At 62.3% G+C, this 18,501-nt stretch carries 19 protein-coding genes; 18 read left to right on the top strand and 1 reads right to left on the bottom strand.

The annotated features are described in order from the left end of the window. Positions 1-165: 165 nt before the first annotated feature. Entirely contained in the window at positions 166-621 is a 456-nt protein-coding gene (locus tag IAE36_RS22515; RefSeq protein WP_201214854.1) for an REP-associated tyrosine transposase, read from the bottom strand. A gap of 184 nt (positions 622-805) precedes the next feature. Between IAE36_RS22515 and IAE36_RS22510 the strand changes: the two genes are divergently transcribed. From IAE36_RS22510 to IAE36_RS22425, 18 genes are all read left to right on the top strand, one after another. Further along, the gene (locus tag IAE36_RS22510) at positions 806-1,894 is read left to right on the top strand and encodes an efflux RND transporter periplasmic adaptor subunit (RefSeq protein WP_201214852.1); all 1,089 of its coding nucleotides are present in this window, start codon (positions 806-808) and stop codon (positions 1,892-1,894) included. Further along, positions 1,891-2,958 (top strand): efflux RND transporter periplasmic adaptor subunit, encoded by a 1,068-nt coding sequence (locus tag IAE36_RS22505; RefSeq protein ID WP_201214851.1) that lies wholly within the window; start codon positions 1,891-1,893, stop codon positions 2,956-2,958. The genes IAE36_RS22510 and IAE36_RS22505 overlap by 4 nt, the downstream gene beginning before the upstream one ends. Beyond that, positions 2,955-6,026, top strand: a complete 3,072-nt coding sequence (locus IAE36_RS22500; RefSeq protein WP_201214849.1) for an efflux RND transporter permease subunit — start codon at positions 2,955-2,957, stop codon at positions 6,024-6,026. Before IAE36_RS22505 ends, IAE36_RS22500 begins: the two co-directional genes overlap by 4 nt. A gap of 202 nt (positions 6,027-6,228) precedes the next feature. Continuing rightward, positions 6,229-6,411, top strand: a complete 183-nt coding sequence (gene oscA, locus IAE36_RS22495; protein WP_012274726.1) for a sulfur starvation response protein OscA — start codon at positions 6,229-6,231, stop codon at positions 6,409-6,411. A 49-nt stretch (positions 6,412-6,460) separates the two neighbouring features. Beyond that, positions 6,461-7,468 (top strand): sulfate ABC transporter substrate-binding protein, encoded by a 1,008-nt coding sequence (locus IAE36_RS22490; RefSeq protein WP_028632113.1) that lies wholly within the window; start codon positions 6,461-6,463, stop codon positions 7,466-7,468. A 100-nt stretch (positions 7,469-7,568) separates the two neighbouring features. Then, entirely contained in the window at positions 7,569-8,387 is an 819-nt protein-coding gene (cysT, locus tag IAE36_RS22485) for a sulfate ABC transporter permease subunit CysT (RefSeq protein WP_028632112.1), read from the top strand. Between the two features lie 11 nt (positions 8,388-8,398). Beyond that, complete coding sequence (gene cysW / locus IAE36_RS22480; RefSeq protein WP_028632111.1) at positions 8,399-9,271, top strand: sulfate ABC transporter permease subunit CysW; 873 nt, start codon at positions 8,399-8,401, stop codon at positions 9,269-9,271. Between the two features lie 3 nt (positions 9,272-9,274). After that, positions 9,275-10,249 (top strand): sulfate/molybdate ABC transporter ATP-binding protein, encoded by a 975-nt coding sequence (locus IAE36_RS22475; protein WP_028632110.1) that lies wholly within the window; start codon positions 9,275-9,277, stop codon positions 10,247-10,249. A gap of 405 nt (positions 10,250-10,654) precedes the next feature. Next, positions 10,655-11,461 (top strand): energy transducer TonB, encoded by an 807-nt coding sequence (locus IAE36_RS22470; RefSeq protein WP_201165480.1) that lies wholly within the window; start codon positions 10,655-10,657, stop codon positions 11,459-11,461. A 33-nt stretch (positions 11,462-11,494) separates the two neighbouring features. Further along, positions 11,495-12,214: a MotA/TolQ/ExbB proton channel family protein gene (locus tag IAE36_RS22465; protein WP_060480854.1), complete on the top strand. Its 720-nt coding sequence runs from the start codon at positions 11,495-11,497 to the stop codon at positions 12,212-12,214. Between the two features lies 1 nt (position 12,215). After that, a complete protein-coding gene (locus tag IAE36_RS22460; protein WP_201214847.1) occupies positions 12,216-12,617 on the top strand; it encodes an ExbD/TolR family protein in 402 nt (133 codons plus the stop codon). Between the two features lie 213 nt (positions 12,618-12,830). After that, positions 12,831-13,412: an alpha/beta hydrolase gene (locus tag IAE36_RS22455; RefSeq protein ID WP_060480853.1), complete on the top strand. Its 582-nt coding sequence runs from the start codon at positions 12,831-12,833 to the stop codon at positions 13,410-13,412. A gap of 62 nt (positions 13,413-13,474) precedes the next feature. Beyond that, positions 13,475-14,305 (top strand): sigma 54-interacting transcriptional regulator, encoded by an 831-nt coding sequence (locus IAE36_RS22450; RefSeq protein ID WP_060480852.1) that lies wholly within the window; start codon positions 13,475-13,477, stop codon positions 14,303-14,305. A gap of 175 nt (positions 14,306-14,480) precedes the next feature. Further along, positions 14,481-15,266, top strand: a complete 786-nt coding sequence (locus tag IAE36_RS22445; protein WP_028632104.1) for a MetQ/NlpA family ABC transporter substrate-binding protein — start codon at positions 14,481-14,483, stop codon at positions 15,264-15,266. Positions 15,267-15,471: 205 nt separating this feature from the next. Further along, positions 15,472-16,137, top strand: a complete 666-nt coding sequence (locus IAE36_RS22440; protein WP_201165474.1) for an amino acid ABC transporter permease — start codon at positions 15,472-15,474, stop codon at positions 16,135-16,137. Beyond that, complete coding sequence (locus IAE36_RS22435; RefSeq protein WP_201214846.1) at positions 16,118-16,777, top strand: amino acid ABC transporter permease; 660 nt, start codon at positions 16,118-16,120, stop codon at positions 16,775-16,777. The genes IAE36_RS22440 and IAE36_RS22435 overlap by 20 nt, the downstream gene beginning before the upstream one ends. Further along, the gene (locus IAE36_RS22430; RefSeq protein WP_201214845.1) at positions 16,774-17,547 is read left to right on the top strand and encodes an amino acid ABC transporter ATP-binding protein; all 774 of its coding nucleotides are present in this window, start codon (positions 16,774-16,776) and stop codon (positions 17,545-17,547) included. The genes IAE36_RS22435 and IAE36_RS22430 overlap by 4 nt, the downstream gene beginning before the upstream one ends. Then, a complete protein-coding gene (locus IAE36_RS22425) occupies positions 17,544-18,416 on the top strand; it encodes a transporter substrate-binding domain-containing protein (RefSeq protein WP_201214844.1) in 873 nt (290 codons plus the stop codon). Before IAE36_RS22430 ends, IAE36_RS22425 begins: the two co-directional genes overlap by 4 nt. The last annotated feature ends 85 nt before the right edge of the window (positions 18,417-18,501 follow it).

The following is an 18,501-nucleotide window of genomic DNA, read 5'->3' as shown; positions in this document are numbered from 1 at the left end:
CGGCTTCGCCGGTGTTCGCGGGTAAACCCGCTCCCACAGTGATTGCGCCAGTTTTGAGATCTTGTGGAAGAGAGTTTCACCCACAAGGATTACGCATTTTTTCTGACTAGCAGTGTGGGTGCCTCTGTGGGAGCGGGCTTACCCTCGAATGCCTGAAGTCATGACTCAGAGCCATACCGCATCCCAGTGTGGATAGTCCCCGACACGCCTTACCAAGCCAGCCCGCAAGGGGTTGGCGACGATGTACCGGGCCACATGCACGATGCTTTCCTCCCGTCGCAGAGCTCGATCCTGATACCCAGGTTGCCACACTGGATCATGCTCAAGCCCTGCCTGGTGTAATGCGCGACTGGACCTGGATTTGAACCTGCGCATCAATGTACCTAGCGTTGCGTTCTCCAATTGTATGAGCCAATGCAAGTGGTCTGGCATCAACACCCAGGCGAGGGAACGACAGCTTTGCTCCTTGTCCGACTGGTACATATGTTGGATGACCAGCCTCGCATGAGCGAAATTGTGAAAGAGGGGCTCACGCCCGTGGGTGACCGTGGTCAGCAGATACAGCCTGCCAGGTTCTGAGAAACGGCCACGACGAAGCAGCTGGGAGTTGGCCCTGGGCAATCTTTCCCTCCTTGCAGGGTGGTTCACTGTTCAAGTTAGTGCAGGCCAGGAGCCGCCGCGAAGGAGAGGGTTTCTGAATATGGCCAGACACGGGGCAAGCCACATGTCGATGATCTTTATCGAACCCTGACCTACGCTAACAGTCGCATGCCAAGAATCTTTTGCGCGCAAGAAAGGAGCCTGCATGACGTTGACGCGTGCGCTATCGGTTGTGGGCCTGGGGCTGCTGTGTGCGGTTGCCGGCTGTAGCCAGGAAGAACTGCCGCCAACGCTGCCCCTGGTAGGCGTGCAGCAGGTGCAGCCTGCCGACTTCGCTGCTCGGGTCACCCTGACCGGCGATGTACAGGCGCGCGTGCAGACGGACCTGTCGTTCCGCGTGGGTGGCAAGATCATTTCGCGCAGCGTGGATGTGGGGGACCATGTCAAAGCCAACCAGGTATTGGCGCGGTTGGACCCTAAAGACCTGCAGAACAACGTCACCTCTGCCAAGGCCGAGGTGTTTGCTGCCCAGGCGCGGGTCACCCAGACGCAGGCGGCTTTTGTGCGCCAACAGAAACTCCTGCCCAAGGGCTATACCAGCCAGAGCGAATACGACGCCGCAGAGGCCGCGCTGCGCAGCAACCAGAGCGCCCTCAAGGCCGCCCAGGCACAGCTGGCCAATGCCAACGAGCAGTTGAGCTACACCGCGCTGGTGTCTGAAGCGGACGGTGTAATCACCGAGCGCCAGGCTGAAGTCGGGCAGGTGGTGCAGGCGACCATGCCGATTTTCGGCCTGGCCCGTGACGGCGACCGCGATGCCGTGTTCAACGTCTACGAATCCCTGCTGGCAGCCCAGCCGAGCGATGCCAGCGTGGTGGTAAGCCTGCTGGACGACCCCAAGGTGCAGGCCCGGGGCGCCGTGCGTGAGATCACGCCGACCGTTTCTGCACAGAGCGGCACAGTGCAGGTGAAGGTCGGGCTGAAGGATGTGCCGGCGGCCATGCAGTTGGGGGCACCGGTGACGGTCAGCACCCAGGGCCGGGGCACGTCCAGCGTGGAGTTGCCTTGGTCGGCCTTGACCAAAGGCATCAAGCAGCCAGCGGTATGGGTGGTAGGCGAGGGCGACAAGGTGCAGTTGCGTGAAGTGGAAGTCAGCCGCTATCTCACCGGCAAGGTGGTGATCGGCAAGGGCCTTGAAAGCGGCGAAACCGTGGTGGTTACCGGTGGGCAGTTGCTGCACCCTGGGATGCAGGTGGAAAAGGTGGCAGCCGATGCTGCGGAGAGCCCGCTATGAAACCGCTGCTGTGGGTGATGTGTACAGGCCTGCTGCTGGCCGGTTGCAGTGAAGATGAGCCGCCCGCCGACCCGGTCCGCCCGGTACTGTCCGTGGTGGTGCAGCCCCAGGTGGAAGCCTTGCTGGGCCGGTTCGCCGGGGTGATCGAGGCGCGTTATGAGAGCACCCTGGGCTTTCGTGTCGGCGGCCGTATCGCCCGCAGGTGGCTGGATGTAGGCGCACAGGTCAGGCCTGGCGACACCCTGGCCACCCTGGACCCGACCGACCAGCAGAACCAACTGCGCGCAGCCGAGGGTGACCTGGCCCGCGTTCAGGCGCAGTGGATAAACGCCCAGGCCGATGCCCGCCGTCAGCAGCAGCTGTACGACCGGGGCGTAGGGGCCCAGGCGCAGCTGGACATTGCGCAGACCAACCTGAAAACCGCCGGTGCGTCGCTGGAACAGGCCCGTTCCTCGGTCAACCAGGCCCGTGACCAGCTGGGCTACAGTACCCTGCGCAGTGATCACGGCGCCGTTATCACCGGTTGGCAGGCCGAAGCGGGGCAAACCGTTACTGCCGGCCAGGCCGTGGTCACATTGGCCCGGCCCGATGTGAAGGAAGCCGTGATCGATTTGCCAATCGGCGTTGCCGAGCAGTTGACCCCCGACTTGACCTTCATCGTCGCCTCGCAGCTTGACCCTGCGCTCAGTACCACAGCCACCTTGCGCGAGCTGGAACCCAGGGCCGATGCCACCACCCGTACCCGCCGTGCGCGGCTGACCCTGGCCAGTACCCCTGCGGCGTTTCACCTGGGCACGGCCATCAGCGTCACCCTGAGCTCGCAGGTCACCCCCCGCAGCGAACTGCCCGCCACCGCATTGCTGGAGCGCGAGGGCAAAACCCAGGTGTGGGTCATCGACCCGCAGCAAAAAACCGTTGCCCTGCGCGATGTGACCCTGATCGAACGCACCCGCGACAGCATTGTCGTGTCCGCCGGCGTGCAGCCTGCCGAGCGAGTGGTGATCGCCGGCGTCAACAGCCTCAAGCCTGGCCAGAAAGTCGCCTTCGACGAGGACGCGCAATGAAAGGAAGCTTCAACCTGTCCGAGTGGGCGCTCAAGCATCAGTCGTTCGTCTGGTACCTGATGTTCGTTGGCCTGCTGATGGGCATCTTCTCGTACTTCAACCTGGGCCGTGAGGAGGACCCGTCCTTCACCATCAAGACCATGGTCATCCAGACCCGCTGGCCAGGCGCTACCCAGGACGAGACCCTGTTGCAGGTCACCGACCGCATCGAGAAAAAGCTCGAGGAACTGGACTCGCTCGACTACACCAAAAGCTACACGCGCCCCGGGGAGTCGACGGTATTCGTCTACCTGCGCGACACCACCAAGGCCGGCGACATTCCGCAGATCTGGTACCAGGTGCGCAAGAAGATCCAGGACATCCGCGGTGACTTCCCCGACGGCATCCAGGGGCCTGGCTTCAACGACGAGTTCGGCGACGTGTTCGGCTCGATCTACGCCTTTACCGCCGACGGGCTCAGCTTGCGCCAGCTTCGCGACTACGTGGAGCGGGCGCGGGCCGAAGTGCGGGAAGTGCCCAACATCGGCAAGATCGAGATGGTCGGCATTCAGGACGAGGTGCTGTACCTGAATTTCTCCACGCGCAAGCTGGCCGCGCTGGGTATCGATCAGCGCCAGGTGATGCAGGCGTTACAGGCGCAGAATACGGTAACGCCGGCTGGGGTGATCGAGGCCGGGCCAGAGCGCATATCGGTGCGCACCACCGGGCAGTTTGCCTCTGAGAAAGACCTGCAGAACGTCAACCTGCGCATCAACGACCGCTTCTTCCGGCTGGCGGATATCGCCGATGTGGAGCGCGGCTACAGCAACCCGCCGTCACCGATGTTCCGCTACAACGGGCAAACGGCACTGGGCCTGGCCATCGGCATGAAGGCAGGCGGCAACATCCAGGTGTTCGGTACAGCGCTCAACGAGACCATGCAGCGCATCACCCATGAGCTGCCCGTAGGCGTTGACGTGCACACGGTGTCCAACCAGGCGGTGGTGGTCGAGAAGGCGGTCGGCGGCTTTACCAGTGCGCTGTTCGAGGCGGTGATCATCGTGCTGGCGGTGAGCTTCGTCAGCCTGGGCGTGCGCGCCGGTTTGGTGGTGGCGTGTTCGATACCGCTGGTGCTGGCCATGGTGTTCGTGTTCATGGAGTACAGCGGCATCACCATGCAGCGCATCTCGCTGGGGGCGCTGATTATCGCGCTGGGGTTGCTGGTGGACGATGCCATGATCACCGTGGAGGTCATGGTTACGCGCCTGGAAATGGGCGAGACCAAGGAGCAGGCGGCCACGTTCGCCTACACCTCCACTGCATTCCCCATGCTCACCGGCACCTTGGTGACCGTGGCAGGCTTCGTGCCCATTGGCCTCAATGCCAGTTCGGCAGGGGAATACACCTTCACCCTGTTTGCGGTGATTGCCGTGGCGTTGCTAGTGTCCTGGGTGGTCGCCGTGTTCTTCGCACCGGTGCTCGGCGTGCATATTCTCAATGCCAAGAAAATGAAGGCCCACGACAACCAGCCGGGCAGGGTGGGCCGCGCCTTCGAACATGGCCTGTTGTGGAGCATGCGCCACCGCTGGCTGACCATCATCGGCACGGTGGTGCTGTTCGCGCTGTCGGTGTTCTGCATGCGTTATGTGCAGAACCAGTTTTTCCCGGCCTCGGACCGCCCGGAGATCCTGGTCGACCTCAACCTGCCGCAGAACGCCTCTATCGAAGAGACGCGCAAGGTGGTCGACCGCCTGGAAGCGACGCTCAAGGACGATGAAGACATCGACCACTGGAGCACCTATATCGGCGAGGGCGCGGTGCGCTTCTACCTGCCGCTGGACCAACAGTTGCAGAACCCGTACTACGCCCAGTTGGTCATCGTCAGCAAAGGCCTGGAGCAGCGCGGCGAGCTGATCGCCCGCTTGCAGAAGCGCCTGCGTGAAGACTTCGTGGGCATTGGTTCCAACGTGCAGTCACTGGAGATGGGCCCGCCTGTTGGCCGCCCCATCCAGTACCGGGTCAGTGGCAAGGACATCGACCAGGTGCGCAAGCACGCCATCGAGCTGGCTACCTTGCTGGACAAGAACCCCAATGTTGGCGAGATGATCTACGACTGGAACGAGCCTGGTAAGGTGCTGCGCATCGAGATCGCCCAGGACAAGGCACGTCAGCTGGGGCTGTCTTCGGAAGACGTGGCCAACGTGATGAACAGCATCGTCACCGGTGTGCCGGTCACCCAGGTCAACGACGATATCTACCTGATCGACGTGGTCGCCCGTGCCGTGGACAGCGAGCGTGGCTCGCCGGACACCTTGCAGAACCTGCAGATCCTCACCCCCAGCGGCACCTCCATCCCGCTGCTGGCGTTCGCCACGGTACGCTACGAGCTGGAGCAGCCGCTGGTGTGGCGCCGTGACCGCAAGCCCACCATCACCCTCAAGGCGTCGGTCAATGGCGATATCCAGCCGACCGACCTGGTGGCGCAACTGAAACCCGATATCGAGAAATTCGCCAGCGAGTTGCCGACCGGTTACGAGGTAGCCACCGGCGGCACGGTAGAGGAGAGCGGCAAGGCGCAAGGCCCGATCGCCAAGGTGCTTCCGCTGATGCTGTTCCTGATGGCGACCTTCCTGATGATTCAGCTGCACAGCGTGCAGAAGCTGTTCCTGGTGGTCAGCGTGGCACCGTTGGGGCTGATTGGCGTGGTGCTGGCGCTGGTCCCCACGGGTACGCCAATGGGCTTCGTGGCGATTCTCGGCATCCTGGCGCTGGCAGGCATCATCATTCGTAACTCGGTGATTCTGGTGACGCAGATCGACGAGTTCGAAGCGCAGGGCTTCTCGCCGTGGGACGCCGTGGTGGAGGCTACCAACCACCGTCGCAGGCCGATCCTGCTGACGGCAGCCGCCGCGAGCCTGGGCATGATCCCGATTGCCCGGGAAGTGTTCTGGGGGCCGATGGCCTACGCCATGATAGGTGGCATCATCGTCGCCACCTTGCTGACGCTGTTGTTCCTGCCGGCGCTGTATGTGGCGTGGTACAAGATCCGCGAGCCTGAAAATACTACGCAAGCACAGCGCCCAACCTGACATGAAAACCTGTGGGAGCGGGCCAGCCCGTTCCCACAGGGATCAGGTTTCTCACCTGAAAAGCGGCCTAAGATTTTTGGTTATATAAACATTCTTAAACAGTATTTTTAAGAATATCCCCGCCTCACTACTATTGCCCTCAAGCCAGGCGCATTCCCCTTCCCATCTCCCAGCCCGGCACCTCACTCCAAGGAGAACGAGCATGAGTGCATCGCTGCGCAGTATCGACGGTCAGGACGAAGCCACCATCCTGCGGGAAATCCAGAGCGCCCTGCGCGACCTGCGTTTCGGTGCGGTGGAGATCACCGTGCACAACGCCCAGGTGGTGCAGATCGAACGCAAGGAAAAATTCCGCCTGCAACAGCCTGGCAACAAGCCCAGCTGAACCCGCCTTACCCTTCAGAACTAGAAAAATGCCAATCGGGAGCTTCACCATGTCCATCCGCCGCTATGCACTCGCCGCCCTGGCCAGCGCTGTTTTTGCCGGTTCCGCCGTCGCCAAGGACTACGAACTGCTGAACGTGTCCTACGACCCCACCCGTGAGCTGTACCAGCAGTACAACGCCGAATTCATCAAGCACTGGCAGCAGTCCCACCCGGACGACAAGGTGAAAATCCAGCAGTCCCACGGTGGCTCGGGCAAGCAGGGCCGTGCGGTGATCGACGGGTTGCGTGCCGACGTGGTAACCCTGGCCCTGGCCGGTGATATCGACGAAATCGCGAAACTGGGCAAGACCCTGCCCGAGGACTGGCAGAAGCGCTTGCCCGATGCCAGCACCCCCTATACGTCCACCATCGTGTTCCTGGTGCGCAAGGGCAACCCCAAGGGCATCAAGGACTGGGGCGACCTGATCAAGAAAGACGTCTCGGTGATCACGCCCAACCCGAAGACCTCCGGCGGCGCACGCTGGAACTTCCTGGCGGCCTGGGCCTATGGCCTGAAAACCGGTGGCAGCGAAGAGAAAGCCAAAGCCTACGTGCAGGAACTGTTCAAGCACGTGCCGGTGCTGGATACCGGGGCGCGTGGCTCCACCATCACCTTCGTCAACAATGGTCAGGGCGATGTGCTGCTGGCCTGGGAAAACGAAGCGTTTCTGGCGTTGAAGGAAGACGGCGGCGCCGACAAGTTCGACATCGTGGTGCCGTCGCTGTCGATCCTGGCTGAACCACCGGTTGCGGTGGTGGACAAGAACGCCGAGAAAAAGGGTAATACGGAAATTGCCACCGAGTACCTGAAACACCTGTACAGCCCGGCTGGGCAGAAGATCGCCGCCGAGAACTTCTACCGCCCGCGTGATGAGAAAGTCGCGGCCGAGTTCGGCAAGCAGTTCCCGAAACTGGACCTGGTGACGATCGACAAGGACTTCGGTGGCTGGAAGACTGCGCAACCCAAGTTCTTCAATGATGGCGGTGTGTTCGACCAGATCTATCAGGCACAGTAAGCGGCCAGGATGATGCGGGGCTGTGTGACAGCCCCAGAATCGAAAGCCAGCACCGGCCCGGCATGACTGCCGGGCCTCGTGCGTTCAACCAGGGATATTTATGTCACGTCGCATTTCCCCCGTCATACCCGGCTTCGGGCTGACGCTGGGGTACACCTTGGTGTACCTCAGCCTGATCGTGCTGATACCGCTGGCCGCCATGTTCGTGCATGCCGCCCAGCTCACCTGGGAGCAGTTCTGGACCATCATCAGCGCGCCGCGAGTGATCGCCGCGTTGAAGCTGAGCTTCGGCACTGCCCTGTTCGCGGCCATCATCAACGGCGTGATCGGCACCCTGCTGGCCTGGGTTCTGGTGCGCTACACCTTCCCCGGCCGCAAGATCATCGACGCCATGATCGACCTGCCGTTCGCCCTGCCCACCGCGGTTGCCGGTATCGCCCTGACCGCCCTGTACGCGCCGGCCGGTTGGGTCGGCCAGTTCGCCACCGACCTTGGTTTCAAGATCGCCTACACCCCACTGGGCATCACTCTGGCGCTGACCTTCGTCACCCTGCCGTTTGTGGTGCGCACGGTGCAGCCGGTGCTGGCCGACATTCCGCGCGAGGTGGAGGAAGCCGCTGCGTGCCTGGGTGCCAAGCCGCTGCAAGTGTTCCGCCATGTGCTGGCGCCGGCACTGCTGCCAGCCTGGCTCACCGGTTTTGCCCTGGCGTTTGCCCGTGGTGTGGGTGAGTACGGTTCGGTCATCTTCATTGCCGGCAACATGCCGATGAAAACCGAGATTCTGCCACTGCTGATCATGGTCAAGCTCGACCAGTACGACTACACCGGCGCGACTGCCATCGGCGTGCTGATGCTGGTGGTTTCCTTCATCCTGCTGCTGCTGATCAACCTGCTGCAGCGCCGCATCGAAACCCCTTGAAGGAGGCCGGCATGTCCAGTTCATCCCTGAATGCAACCGCCGCTGCCAATGCCGCCCGCCGCGGCAGCGCCACCTCGCGCCGGGTGCTCATCGGCCTCGGCTGGCTGGTGTTCGCGCTGTTCCTGCTGCTGCCGCTGGTGATTGTGGTATCGCAGGCGCTGAAGAACGGTTTCGGCACCTTCTTCGAAGCCATCTTCGAACCCGACGCACTGGCGGCCTTGCGGCTCACCCTGCTTGCAGTGGCGATCTCGGTGCCGCTCAACCTGGTGTTCGGCGTCAGCGCGGCATGGTGCGTCAGCAAGTACAGCTTCCGTGGCAAAAGCATCCTGGTCACCCTGATCGATCTGCCGTTCTCGGTATCGCCGGTAATCGCCGGCCTGGTCTACGTGCTGATGTTCGGCGCCCAGGGCCTGCTCGGCCCGTGGCTGCAGGACCACGACATCCAGATCGTCTTCGCCTTGCCGGGGATCGTGCTGGCCACCATCTTCGTCACCGTGCCGTTCGTGGCCCGTGAGCTGATCCCGCTGATGCAGGAACAGGGCACGCAGGAAGAGGAAGCCGCACGTTTGCTGGGGGCCAATGGCTGGCAGATGTTCTGGCACGTGACCCTGCCCAACATCAAATGGGGCCTGATCTACGGCGTGGTGCTGTGTACCGCGCGGGCAATGGGCGAGTTCGGCGCGGTGTCGGTGGTATCCGGCCATATCCGCGGTGTGACCAACACCTTGCCGCTGCATGTGGAGATCCTCTACAACGAATACAACCACGTGGCGGCCTTCAGCGTGGCCAGCCTGTTGCTGATCCTGGCGCTCTTCATCCTGCTGCTCAAGCAGTGGAGCGAGAACCGTATTAACCGCCTGCGCCACAGCGCCGCGGAGGAATGATTCATGTCGATCGAAGTTCGTAACGTCAGCAAGCGCTTCAACAGCTTCCAGGCCCTGGACAACATCAACCTGGATATCAACAGTGGCGAGCTGGTCGCGCTGCTTGGCCCGTCGGGCTGCGGCAAGACCACCTTGCTGCGCATCATCGCCGGCCTGGAAACCCCGGACCAGGGCAGCATCGTGTTCCATGGCGAGGATGTGTCCGGCCACGACGTGCGTGACCGCAACGTGGGGTTCGTCTTCCAGCATTACGCGCTGTTCCGCCACATGAGCGTGTTCGACAACGTCGCCTTTGGGCTGCGCATGAAGCCCAAGGGCGAGCGCCCGAGTGAAAGCCGCATCGCCGAGAAGGTGCATGAACTGCTGAACATGGTGCAGTTGGACTGGCTGGCCGACCGCTACCCGGAACAGCTGTCCGGTGGCCAGCGCCAGCGTATCGCTCTGGCGCGGGCATTGGCGGTGGAGCCGAAGGTACTGTTGCTGGATGAGCCGTTCGGGGCGTTGGACGCCAAGGTGCGCAAGGAGCTGCGCCGCTGGCTGGCACGGCTGCACGAGGACATCAACCTGACGTCGGTGTTTGTCACCCATGACCAGGAGGAGGCCATGGAGGTGGCTGACCGCATTGTGGTGATGAACAAGGGCGTGATCGAGCAGATCGGCTCGCCAGGTGAGGTGTACGAGCAACCGGCCAACGACTTCGTCTACCACTTCCTCGGGGATTCGAACCGCCTGGCATTGAGCGAGGGCCACCATGTGCTGTTCCGCCCGCACGAAGTATCGTTGTCGCGGCACGAAACCGAAGGGCATCAGGCCGCCGAGGTGCGTGACATCCGGCCCTTGGGTGCTACCACGCGGGTCACCCTGAAGGTGGAAGGGCAGAGCGACCTGATTGAGGCCGAAGTGGTCAAGGACCACGACAGCCTGACCGATCTTGCCCGTGGCGAAACCCTTTTCTTCCGGCCGAAGCTGCCGTTGTAGAGACGCGTAGGAGCGCGTAGGAGCGACCGCCAGGTCGCGATGGGGTGTTGTAGGAGCGACCGCCAGGTCGCGATGGGCTGCGCAGCAGCCCCGTACGGGTTATGCCCTTAGGGCTGCTATGCAGCCCATCGCGACCTAGCGGTCGCTCCTACGGCAGCCCATCGCGACCTGGCGGTCGCTCCTACAGTGGTATCTTCCATGCCGTTGACGAATAGTTTTAATGCCTGCGCTGCATCATTTCCAACCCCCGCCTGCAAAGCCCCGTAAAACCGGGCCCTCCGCGCAACCCTACCAAATAAATATTCAATAAAGTTATAACAATAAATTTAAACATTACTTTCAGAGATATACCTCTGGCCCGATGATTCAGCCACTCACCTGAATCCAGCCCCAGGAGTTTCATCAATGGGTAATGCCCACTCGGCCGTCAGGGCCTACGACCTGCCATGGCGTCCAGCACCGGGCGAACTGGTCGAGCTTGGACGCACTGCGCGCCTTCCCCTTGGCCAACTGCGCCTGCAACGCTCACCCGTCAGCGGCCTCAAACGGCGGGACAAACTGGCCTTGGGGCTGCTGGTGCTGGCCTTGCACGGCGCTGCTGCTTACTGGATCAGCCAAGCACCCACACCCGAGCTGCCTGTGGTGCCGCCACAGGTGCCGCCCATGACCATCGAGTTCGCGGCACCCGCACCGCCTGTGGTCGAGCCCCCGCCGCCTGCACCTGCACCGCCGGTGGTAGAGCCGCCACCTCCGCCGCCGGTGGTTGACGAGCTGGCTGCCAAGCCCAAGCCAAAACCCAAGCCCGTGCCCAAACCCGTGGTCAAGCAGGCGCCCAAGCCGCCACCCAAGCCCAAGCCGGTGGAGGCTCCACCACCAGCTCCGGTCGCGGCCCCGGCCCCGGCCACACCAGCGCCACCTGCGCCCGCGCCGGTTACACCGGCCTCGGCCAACGCCGCTTACCTGAAGAACCCGGCACCGGACTACCCGCAGATGGCCCAGCGGCGTGGCTGGGAAGGCACGGTGCTGTTGCGTGTAGAGGTGCTGCCCAGCGGCAAGCCCGGGCAGATCCAGGTCCAGAAAAGCAGTGGCCGTGATGCGCTGGACGCCGCAGCCCTGGCTGCAGTCAAGCGCTGGAGCTTCGTTCCCGCCAAGCAGGGTGACGTTGCCCAGACCGGCTGGGTCAGTGTGCCCATCGACTTCAAGCTTCGCTAACTCCCCCTTTTGCAGAACACAGGAAGACATCCCATGAGCGTGCTGGCATCCCCTCTCGAGTCCGTAGAAAGCGCCGTCATCTGGCTGCTGGTCGGCTTTTCCGTCGTTACCTGGGGCCTGGCCCTGGTGAAAACCTTGCAGTTCGTGCGCCTGAAAAATCAGGACAAACGCTTCCATCAACAATTCTGGGCGGCGTCCAGCCTGGACTCGGCTGCCGAACTCAGCCACGAGCTGCCAGGCCCTGCGGCACGGGTGGCGCAGTCCGGCTACGCTGCCATCGCGGTGGGCGATGCCCAGGCCAGTGACCTGAGCCACGCCATCAATCACCAGGACCGCCTGGAGCGGGCCCTGCGCCAGCAGATCGTGCGTGAGCGGCGCTCGCTGGAAACCGGCCTGGCGGTGGTGGCGAGCATCGGCAGTACCTCGCCCTTCATCGGGCTGTTTGGCACCGTGTGGGGCATCATGGAGGCGCTCAAGGGCATCAGTGCGGCGGGCTCTGCGAGCCTGGAAACCGTAGCCGGGCCCATAGGCGCTGCACTGGTCGCTACCGGCGTGGGCATCGCCGTGGCCGTTCCGGCGGTGCTTGTGTACAACTATTTCCTGCGCCGCCTGAAGCTGACAGCCGCTGACCTGGACGATTTCGCCCACGATTTCTACAGCCTGGCGCAGAAGAGTGCCTTCCGCGTATTGGTACACCCTGCTGTACACAAGCCTCAGGGTGGTTTTACCCAGCCCGTGAAGGAGGCCTCCTGACATGGCGTTCTCGACCCAGGACAGCGACGAAGTCCTCAGCGAAATCAACGTGACGCCGTTGGTGGATGTAATGCTGGTGCTGCTGGTGGTGTTCATCGTCACTGCACCGCTGCTCACCAATGCCATCCCCATCAACCTGCCCAAGACCGAGGCCGTGGCCCCGGTGGAGCAGAAGGACCCGCTGGTGGTCAGCATCGATGGCAGCGGCAAGCTGTTCATCAACAAGGACGAGATCCAGCCTGACGCGCTGGAAGGCAGCCTCAAGGCCGCCAAGGCCAAGGACGCTGACCTGCGTGTGCAACTGCAGGCCGACGACGGCGTGAACTACGGTGAGGTGGCGCGCGCCATGGCCGCCATCGAACGTGCCGGCATCAGCAAATTGGCGGTCATTACTGCGCGCTGATGCCATCAACCTCTTCAGGCAATGCTTATGGGCCATATCTCTTGGCAGGGGATGGCCCTTTTTTTTGCGCCGCTGTGGATAAAAGGCTTCGCGGGCAAACCCGCTCCCACAGTTTACAGTTTTGTTATTAACAAATAGCTTCTTATTCCTTTACGAATATAACCCCCACCTTATACTGGTCTCCAAGCACGCAAACACCCCCGGAGGCGTCCCATGCGCAATGAGTCAATTCGTTACCTGATTGTGCCGGGCTGGCAAGGATCGCCAGACAACCATTGGCAGAGTCACTGGCAGCGCACCCTGCCCAACAGCGCGCGGGTGGAGCAGCACGACTGGCTCACCCCGCAGCGCCAGGACTGGGTGCAGGCGCTGGAGCAGGCGATTGCCGCCGAGCGCTCGCCCGTTATCCTGATTGCCCACAGCCTTGGCTGCATCACGGTTGCCCACTGGGCCGCGCAAGCCACCCCCGGCCTGCTACGGCGGGTACGGGGGGCATTGCTGGTGGCGCCGGCCGATGTGGAGCGGCCAACCTGCGCGGCGGCGCTGCGCAACTTCGCGCCCATCCCAAGCGCGCCACTGCCGTTTCCAAGCCAGGTCGTCAGCTCCGACAACGACCCGGCGGTGAGCGTACCGCGGGCGCTGTCGCTGGCTCAGGCCTGGGGTGCCGAAGCGGGGTTGCTGAGCAATGCCGGGCACATCAACGTGAAGTCAGGCCATGAGCGCTGGGAGGGCGGTTTCGCTTACCTGTACCGCCTGCAAAGCCGGGTGGAGCAGCGCGCACTGCGCCGTGCCTGACAGCCTTTTTGTTTATTGTCGGCGTGAAGCCGGGCCCAGCAGGGCCGGTGTGGGAGTTTGTCATGACGTTTCAAAACCCGTTTGGCCAGCCGCTGCTGACCTTTCCCGAACTGGACAAGAGCCCACTGAGCATTCGTGCCAAGGCCCTGGTGTTCATCGACCCCCGCTCGCAGCAACTGCGTGAGGACCTGGAACGCCTGGCACCACTGCCTTTGCCGGTGCTCATTCGGGGTGAAACAGGCTCGGGCAAGGAACTGCTGGCCCGCCAGATCCACCGCGCCAGTGACCGCAGCGGCCTGTTCGTCTCGGTCAACTGCGCCGCCATCAGTGCGACCTACGCCGATGCCGAGCTGTTCGGCTACAGCGCCGGCAGCCAGGGGGGCACGGCCAGTAGCCGCGCCGGTTGGTTCGGTTCGGCCAACGGCGGCACGCTGTACCTGGACGAAATTGCTGACCTGCCGTTGACCATACAGGGCAAGCTGCTGGCAGCCTTGGAGAACCGTGAAGTGACGCGGGTAGGCGCGCAGAAGCCGCAGCCGGTGGATGTCCGCCTGGTGGCTGCTACCAGCATCGACCTGGCCCGGGTGGTCAAGGCCGGGCGGTTCAATGAGCGCCTGTATCAATACTTGCGCGAAGGTGCGCTGGAGTTGCCACCCTTGCGCGAGCGGCCCGGCGATATCCTGGCGTTGGCCGAGTATTTCGTGGGGATCTACAGCGTTCGCCTGCAGCGGCCGGTACCGCTGGTGAGCGAGGCGGCGCAGCAGTTACTCGAGGCCCACCCCTGGACGGGCAATACCCGTGAACTGGAGAACGTCATCCACTTCGCCTTGCTGGTCAACGACGGGGAAGAGATCCTGCCTCAAGACCTCGATTTGCCCAGCGCTGCGCGGTAGCAGGCGCTAATAAGCAAATGGGTAGGTGGCATTTTGATTTTGGAATAAGCAGCTAATTAAAAGATATTGTTCCGGCATAAAAAATCTAGGTATTGTCCGCCTCACGCCCGCTGAATCGTCGGTAGGCACACATATCAGCCATCGCCGATGGCCCGCATTCAGAACAAGGATCACCATGAAGAAGACCCTGCTGACCACCGCCCTGGCTGCCGCCCTGTCGTTCGCCGGCCTGGCCGCTGCCGCCGAAAAACTGGTGGTTGCTGCAACCCCCGTACCCCATGCCGAGATCCTGGAGCTGATCAAGCCGACCTTGGCCAAGGAAGGGGTGGACCTGCAGATCAAGGTCTTCACCGACTACGTGCAGCCTAACGTGCAGGTGGACCAGAAGCGTCTGGACGCCAACTACTTCCAGACCCTGCCGTACCTGCAGAGCTTCAACGAGGGCAAGGGCACGCACCTGGAAACCGTGATCGGCGTACACGTGGAGCCCTTCGGCGGCTACTCGAAAAAGGTCAAGAGCCTGAACGACCTGCCAGAAGGTGCCACGGTTGCCATCCCCAATGAAGGCAGCAACAGCGGCCGTGCACTGCTGCTGCTGCAGAAGGCTGGCCTGATTACCCTTAAGGATCCGAAAAATGCCCTGGCAACGCCAAAGGACATCGCCGAGAACCCCAAGAAGTTGAAATTCCGCGAGCTTGAGTCGGCCATGCTGCCCCGCGTACTGGACCAAGTGGATCTGGACATGATCAACACCAACTACGCCCTTGAAGCCGGCCTGAACCCGGCCAAGGATGCGCTGGTGATCGAAGGCAGCGACTCGCCTTACGTGAACTTCCTGGTAGCCCGCCCGGACAACAAGAACAGCGACGCCATGCAGAAACTGGCCAAGGCCCTGACCAGCCCCGAGGTGAAGGCCTTCATCGCCAAGAAGTACCAGGGTGCTGTGCTGCCAGCGTTCTGATGCGTTTGCTGCTGGTAGTGTGACCTGACGCCGACACTGATGTGTCGGCGTTTTTATTTATTGGGGCATTGGGCGGGCTGCGGGTGGCGCTTTGGCCCCCCTTCATACGCAAACTATGGATATTCCATAAAGGTATTTATCTAAAGTCTTTTAGAGCATTAGAGTCTATCTGTCGTGCCGCCCCGCACCCTGTAGACATGCTCCCATGACCCTCGACACCGCCTTCATCCTCAGCACACTACCCACCTTTCTCAAGGCCGTTGGGGTGACGTTGCAGGTCGGCCTGATCGCCATTGCCACGTCACTGCTAGTTGCCCTGATCAACGCCAGCTTGCTGGTCCTGCGTGTTCCCTACCTGTGGCGGCTGGTGAAAGCCTATGTGGAACTGGCACGCAATACACCGCTGCTGATCCAGCTGTTCTTCATCTACTTCGCCCTGCCAAGCTTGGGTGTGAAGGTTTCCGGGTTTGCAGCCGCGATCATCACCATGACCTTCATGGGCGGCGCCTACTTGACCGAGGTGCTCAGAGCCGGTGTCGAAGCCGTCCCCAAGGCGCAGCTTGAGTCCGGGCGCTCCATCGGGCTGTCTGAAGGGCAGTTGCTGCGCCACGTGGTACTGCCCCAAGCTGGCATCCTCAGCCTGCCGGCACTGTTCGCAAATTTCATCTTCCTGTTGAAGGAAACCACAGTGGTATCGGCGGTGGCGGTGCCAGAGATCCTCTACACCACCAAGAACTACATTGCCCTGTACTACAAGACCTACGAAATGCTCACGGTGCTGACCCTGCTCTGCGTGTTGCTGTTCCTGCCCCTTTCATTGCTGCTGCGTCACGTGGAACGGAGGCTGCAAGATGGCCAGTTCGGCAATTGAGCTGTTGATCCAGGCGCTGCCGCAGCTGGCAGGCGGCGCCGCGCAAACCTTGGCTATTTCTGCGCTGGGCATTGTATTCGCGACGTTGGGGGGTGTGCTGTACGGCGTACTGGCAACCCTGGGCAGCCGTGTGCTGGATATCGCGCTGCAGGTGTACCTGGAGCTGTTTCGCGCCATCCCGGTACTGGTATGGCTGTACCTGGTGTTCTTCGGCTTGCCGATCTTTTTTTCCATCAGCATTCCCAGCTTCTGGTGCGCCGTACTGGTACTGGGCCTGTGGGGTGCCAGTGAAGTCGGCGAGGTGGTACGCGGCGCGCTGCGCTCACTGCCACGCGGTCAGCGTGAAGCGGGCCTGTCGATCGGCCTGGCGGGGTGGCAGCTCTATGGCTACGTGCTGCTGCCGCAGGCGCTCAAGCGCATGACCCCGCCCACCATCAATCTCTACACGCGGATCATCAAGACCAGTTCGCTGGCGGTGTTGATCGGCGTGGTCGAAGTGATCAAGGCGGGCCAGCAGATCATCGAGCGCACCTACGAGTCGGTGCTCATCTATGGGGCGCTGTTTCTGTTCTTTTTCATCGTCTGTTATCCACTGTCGGCCGCTTCACGCGTGCTGGAACGGCGCTGGGCCCACTCATGAACGCATTGATCGAATTTCAGGGTTTCAACAAGTATTTCGGTGAGCACCAGGTGCTCGAAAACGTCGACCTGAAAGTGGCCGCCGGGGAAGTCGTGGTCATCCTCGGCCCCAGCGGTTGCGGCAAGAGCACGCTGCTGCGTTGCCTCAACGGCCTGGAGCAGGCCCACGGCGGCCAGTTGCGCCTTGCCGGGCAGGCGCTGTTGGCGCCCGGTACGGACTGGCGCGCGGTTCGCCAGCGTGTCGGCATGGTGTTCCAGAGCTACCACCTGTTTGGCCACATGAGCGTGCTGGATAACCTGCTGCTGGGCCCGTTGAAGGTGCAGAGGCGTGAACGCGGTGAGGCCCAGGCCCAGGCCGAGGCATTGCTGGCGCGTGTCGGCCTGCTGGACAAGCGCGACGCCTTTCCACGGCAGTTGTCTGGTGGCCAGCAGCAGCGCATCGCGATCGTGCGCTCGCTGTGCATGAACCCCGAAGTGATGCTGTTCGACGAGGTCACCGCAGCGCTCGACCCGGAAATGGTCAAGGAAGTGCTGCAGGTGATCCAGGGCCTGGCCCGTGACGGCATGACCTTGCTGATTGTTACCCACGAAATGGCCTTCGCTCGCGCGGTGGCCGACCGCATCGTGTTCATGGAGGCCGGCAGGATCCTTGAACAGGGCGACCCCGAGAGCTTCTTCACTCAACCGCAAACCGCACGCGCGCAGCAGTTCCTGGAGAAATTCTCCTTCGTAGAAACCCTGCCGAAAACATTGCACAAGGAACTGTCATGAGAATTGCCCATTTCACCAAACTGCTCGCACCCGTCCTGGGCCTTGCCCTGCTCGCCGGCTGCAACAAGGCCGACGAGCCGCCCAAACCCGGTGTGGCATCACCGGCTACCAGTTACCTGGAAACCATCAAGGCCAGGGACAAGCTGATCGTCGGGGTATTCACCGACAAGCCGCCGTTTGGTTTCGTTGACGAAAAGGGCCGCTACGTTGGCTTCGATACCGACATTGGCCGTCGCCTGGCCAAGGACCTGCTGGGTGACGAGAACAAGGTCGAGTTCGTTGCCGTGGAGCCGGCCAGCCGTATCCCCTTCCTGCAGAGCGACAAGGTGGACCTGATCCTTGCCAACATGACCGTGACCCCCGAACGTAAAGAGGCCGTGGATTTCACCAACCCCAACTTGCGGGTGGCGGTACAAGCCATTGTTGCCGATGGCAGCCCGGTGCAGAAACTCGACGACCTGGCCGACAAGACCATTATCGTCACCACGGGCACCACAGCTGATATCTGGCTGACAACGCATCATCCGGACTGGAAGCTGTTGAAGTTCGAGAAGAACAGCGAGTCGCTCCAGGCCTTGGCCACCGGCCGTGGCGATGCCTACGCCCAGGACAACCTGATCCTGTTCAGCTGGGCCAAGCAAAACCCGGGCTACCGTGTATTGCCTGAGTTGCTGGGCGATGAGGCGCCCATTGCGCCGGCGGTGAAGAAGGGCAACACCGAACTGCGCGACTGGGTGAACGCCGAGCTGGCCAAGCTGGGCGAAGAGAAGTTCCTGCTGAAACTCTATGACCAATATGTACGCAAGGAGCTGAGCGACGACACCAAGCCCGAGAGTGTGATCGTAGAAGGCGGCAAGTGGCAGGGGTGAACGGGCTGGCCGGGGGGGGGGGGGGGGGGGCCCGGGGGGCCCGCGGGGGGGGGGGGGGGGGGGAACGCGTACCCCGGGCCCGCCC

The sequence above is a fragment of the Pseudomonas sp. S36 genome, from assembly GCF_016647875.1.
Taxonomy (GTDB): Bacteria; Pseudomonadota; Gammaproteobacteria; order Pseudomonadales; family Pseudomonadaceae; genus Aquipseudomonas; species Aquipseudomonas parafulva.
The sequence above is the reverse complement of the archived record's forward strand: the minus strand, read 5'-3'. Positions and strand labels throughout refer to the sequence as shown.

What these genes read in the sequence shown, in the direction of transcription:
- IAE36_RS22510 (WP_201214852.1), top strand. Translation starts at nt 806, where the DNA reads ATGACGTTGACGCGTGCGCTATCGGTTGTGGGCCTGGGGCTGCTGTGT.
- IAE36_RS22505 (WP_201214851.1), top strand. Translation starts at nt 1,891, where the DNA reads ATGAAACCGCTGCTGTGGGTGATGTGTACAGGCCTGCTGCTGGCCGGT.
- IAE36_RS22500 (WP_201214849.1), top strand. Translation starts at nt 2,955, where the DNA reads ATGAAAGGAAGCTTCAACCTGTCCGAGTGGGCGCTCAAGCATCAGTCG.
- oscA (WP_012274726.1), top strand. Translation starts at nt 6,229, where the DNA reads ATGAGTGCATCGCTGCGCAGTATCGACGGTCAGGACGAAGCCACCATC.
- IAE36_RS22490 (WP_028632113.1), top strand. Translation starts at nt 6,461, where the DNA reads ATGTCCATCCGCCGCTATGCACTCGCCGCCCTGGCCAGCGCTGTTTTT.
- cysT (WP_028632112.1), top strand. Translation starts at nt 7,569, where the DNA reads ATGTCACGTCGCATTTCCCCCGTCATACCCGGCTTCGGGCTGACGCTG.
- cysW (WP_028632111.1), top strand. Translation starts at nt 8,399, where the DNA reads ATGTCCAGTTCATCCCTGAATGCAACCGCCGCTGCCAATGCCGCCCGC.
- IAE36_RS22475 (WP_028632110.1), top strand. Translation starts at nt 9,275, where the DNA reads ATGTCGATCGAAGTTCGTAACGTCAGCAAGCGCTTCAACAGCTTCCAG.
- IAE36_RS22470 (WP_201165480.1), top strand. Translation starts at nt 10,655, where the DNA reads ATGGGTAATGCCCACTCGGCCGTCAGGGCCTACGACCTGCCATGGCGT.
- IAE36_RS22465 (WP_060480854.1), top strand. Translation starts at nt 11,495, where the DNA reads ATGAGCGTGCTGGCATCCCCTCTCGAGTCCGTAGAAAGCGCCGTCATC.
- IAE36_RS22460 (WP_201214847.1), top strand. Translation starts at nt 12,216, where the DNA reads ATGGCGTTCTCGACCCAGGACAGCGACGAAGTCCTCAGCGAAATCAAC.
- IAE36_RS22455 (WP_060480853.1), top strand. Translation starts at nt 12,831, where the DNA reads ATGCGCAATGAGTCAATTCGTTACCTGATTGTGCCGGGCTGGCAAGGA.
- IAE36_RS22450 (WP_060480852.1), top strand. Translation starts at nt 13,475, where the DNA reads ATGACGTTTCAAAACCCGTTTGGCCAGCCGCTGCTGACCTTTCCCGAA.
- IAE36_RS22445 (WP_028632104.1), top strand. Translation starts at nt 14,481, where the DNA reads ATGAAGAAGACCCTGCTGACCACCGCCCTGGCTGCCGCCCTGTCGTTC.
- IAE36_RS22440 (WP_201165474.1), top strand. Translation starts at nt 15,472, where the DNA reads ATGACCCTCGACACCGCCTTCATCCTCAGCACACTACCCACCTTTCTC.
- IAE36_RS22435 (WP_201214846.1), top strand. Translation starts at nt 16,118, where the DNA reads ATGGCCAGTTCGGCAATTGAGCTGTTGATCCAGGCGCTGCCGCAGCTG.
- IAE36_RS22430 (WP_201214845.1), top strand. Translation starts at nt 16,774, where the DNA reads ATGAACGCATTGATCGAATTTCAGGGTTTCAACAAGTATTTCGGTGAG.
- IAE36_RS22425 (WP_201214844.1), top strand. Translation starts at nt 17,544, where the DNA reads ATGAGAATTGCCCATTTCACCAAACTGCTCGCACCCGTCCTGGGCCTT.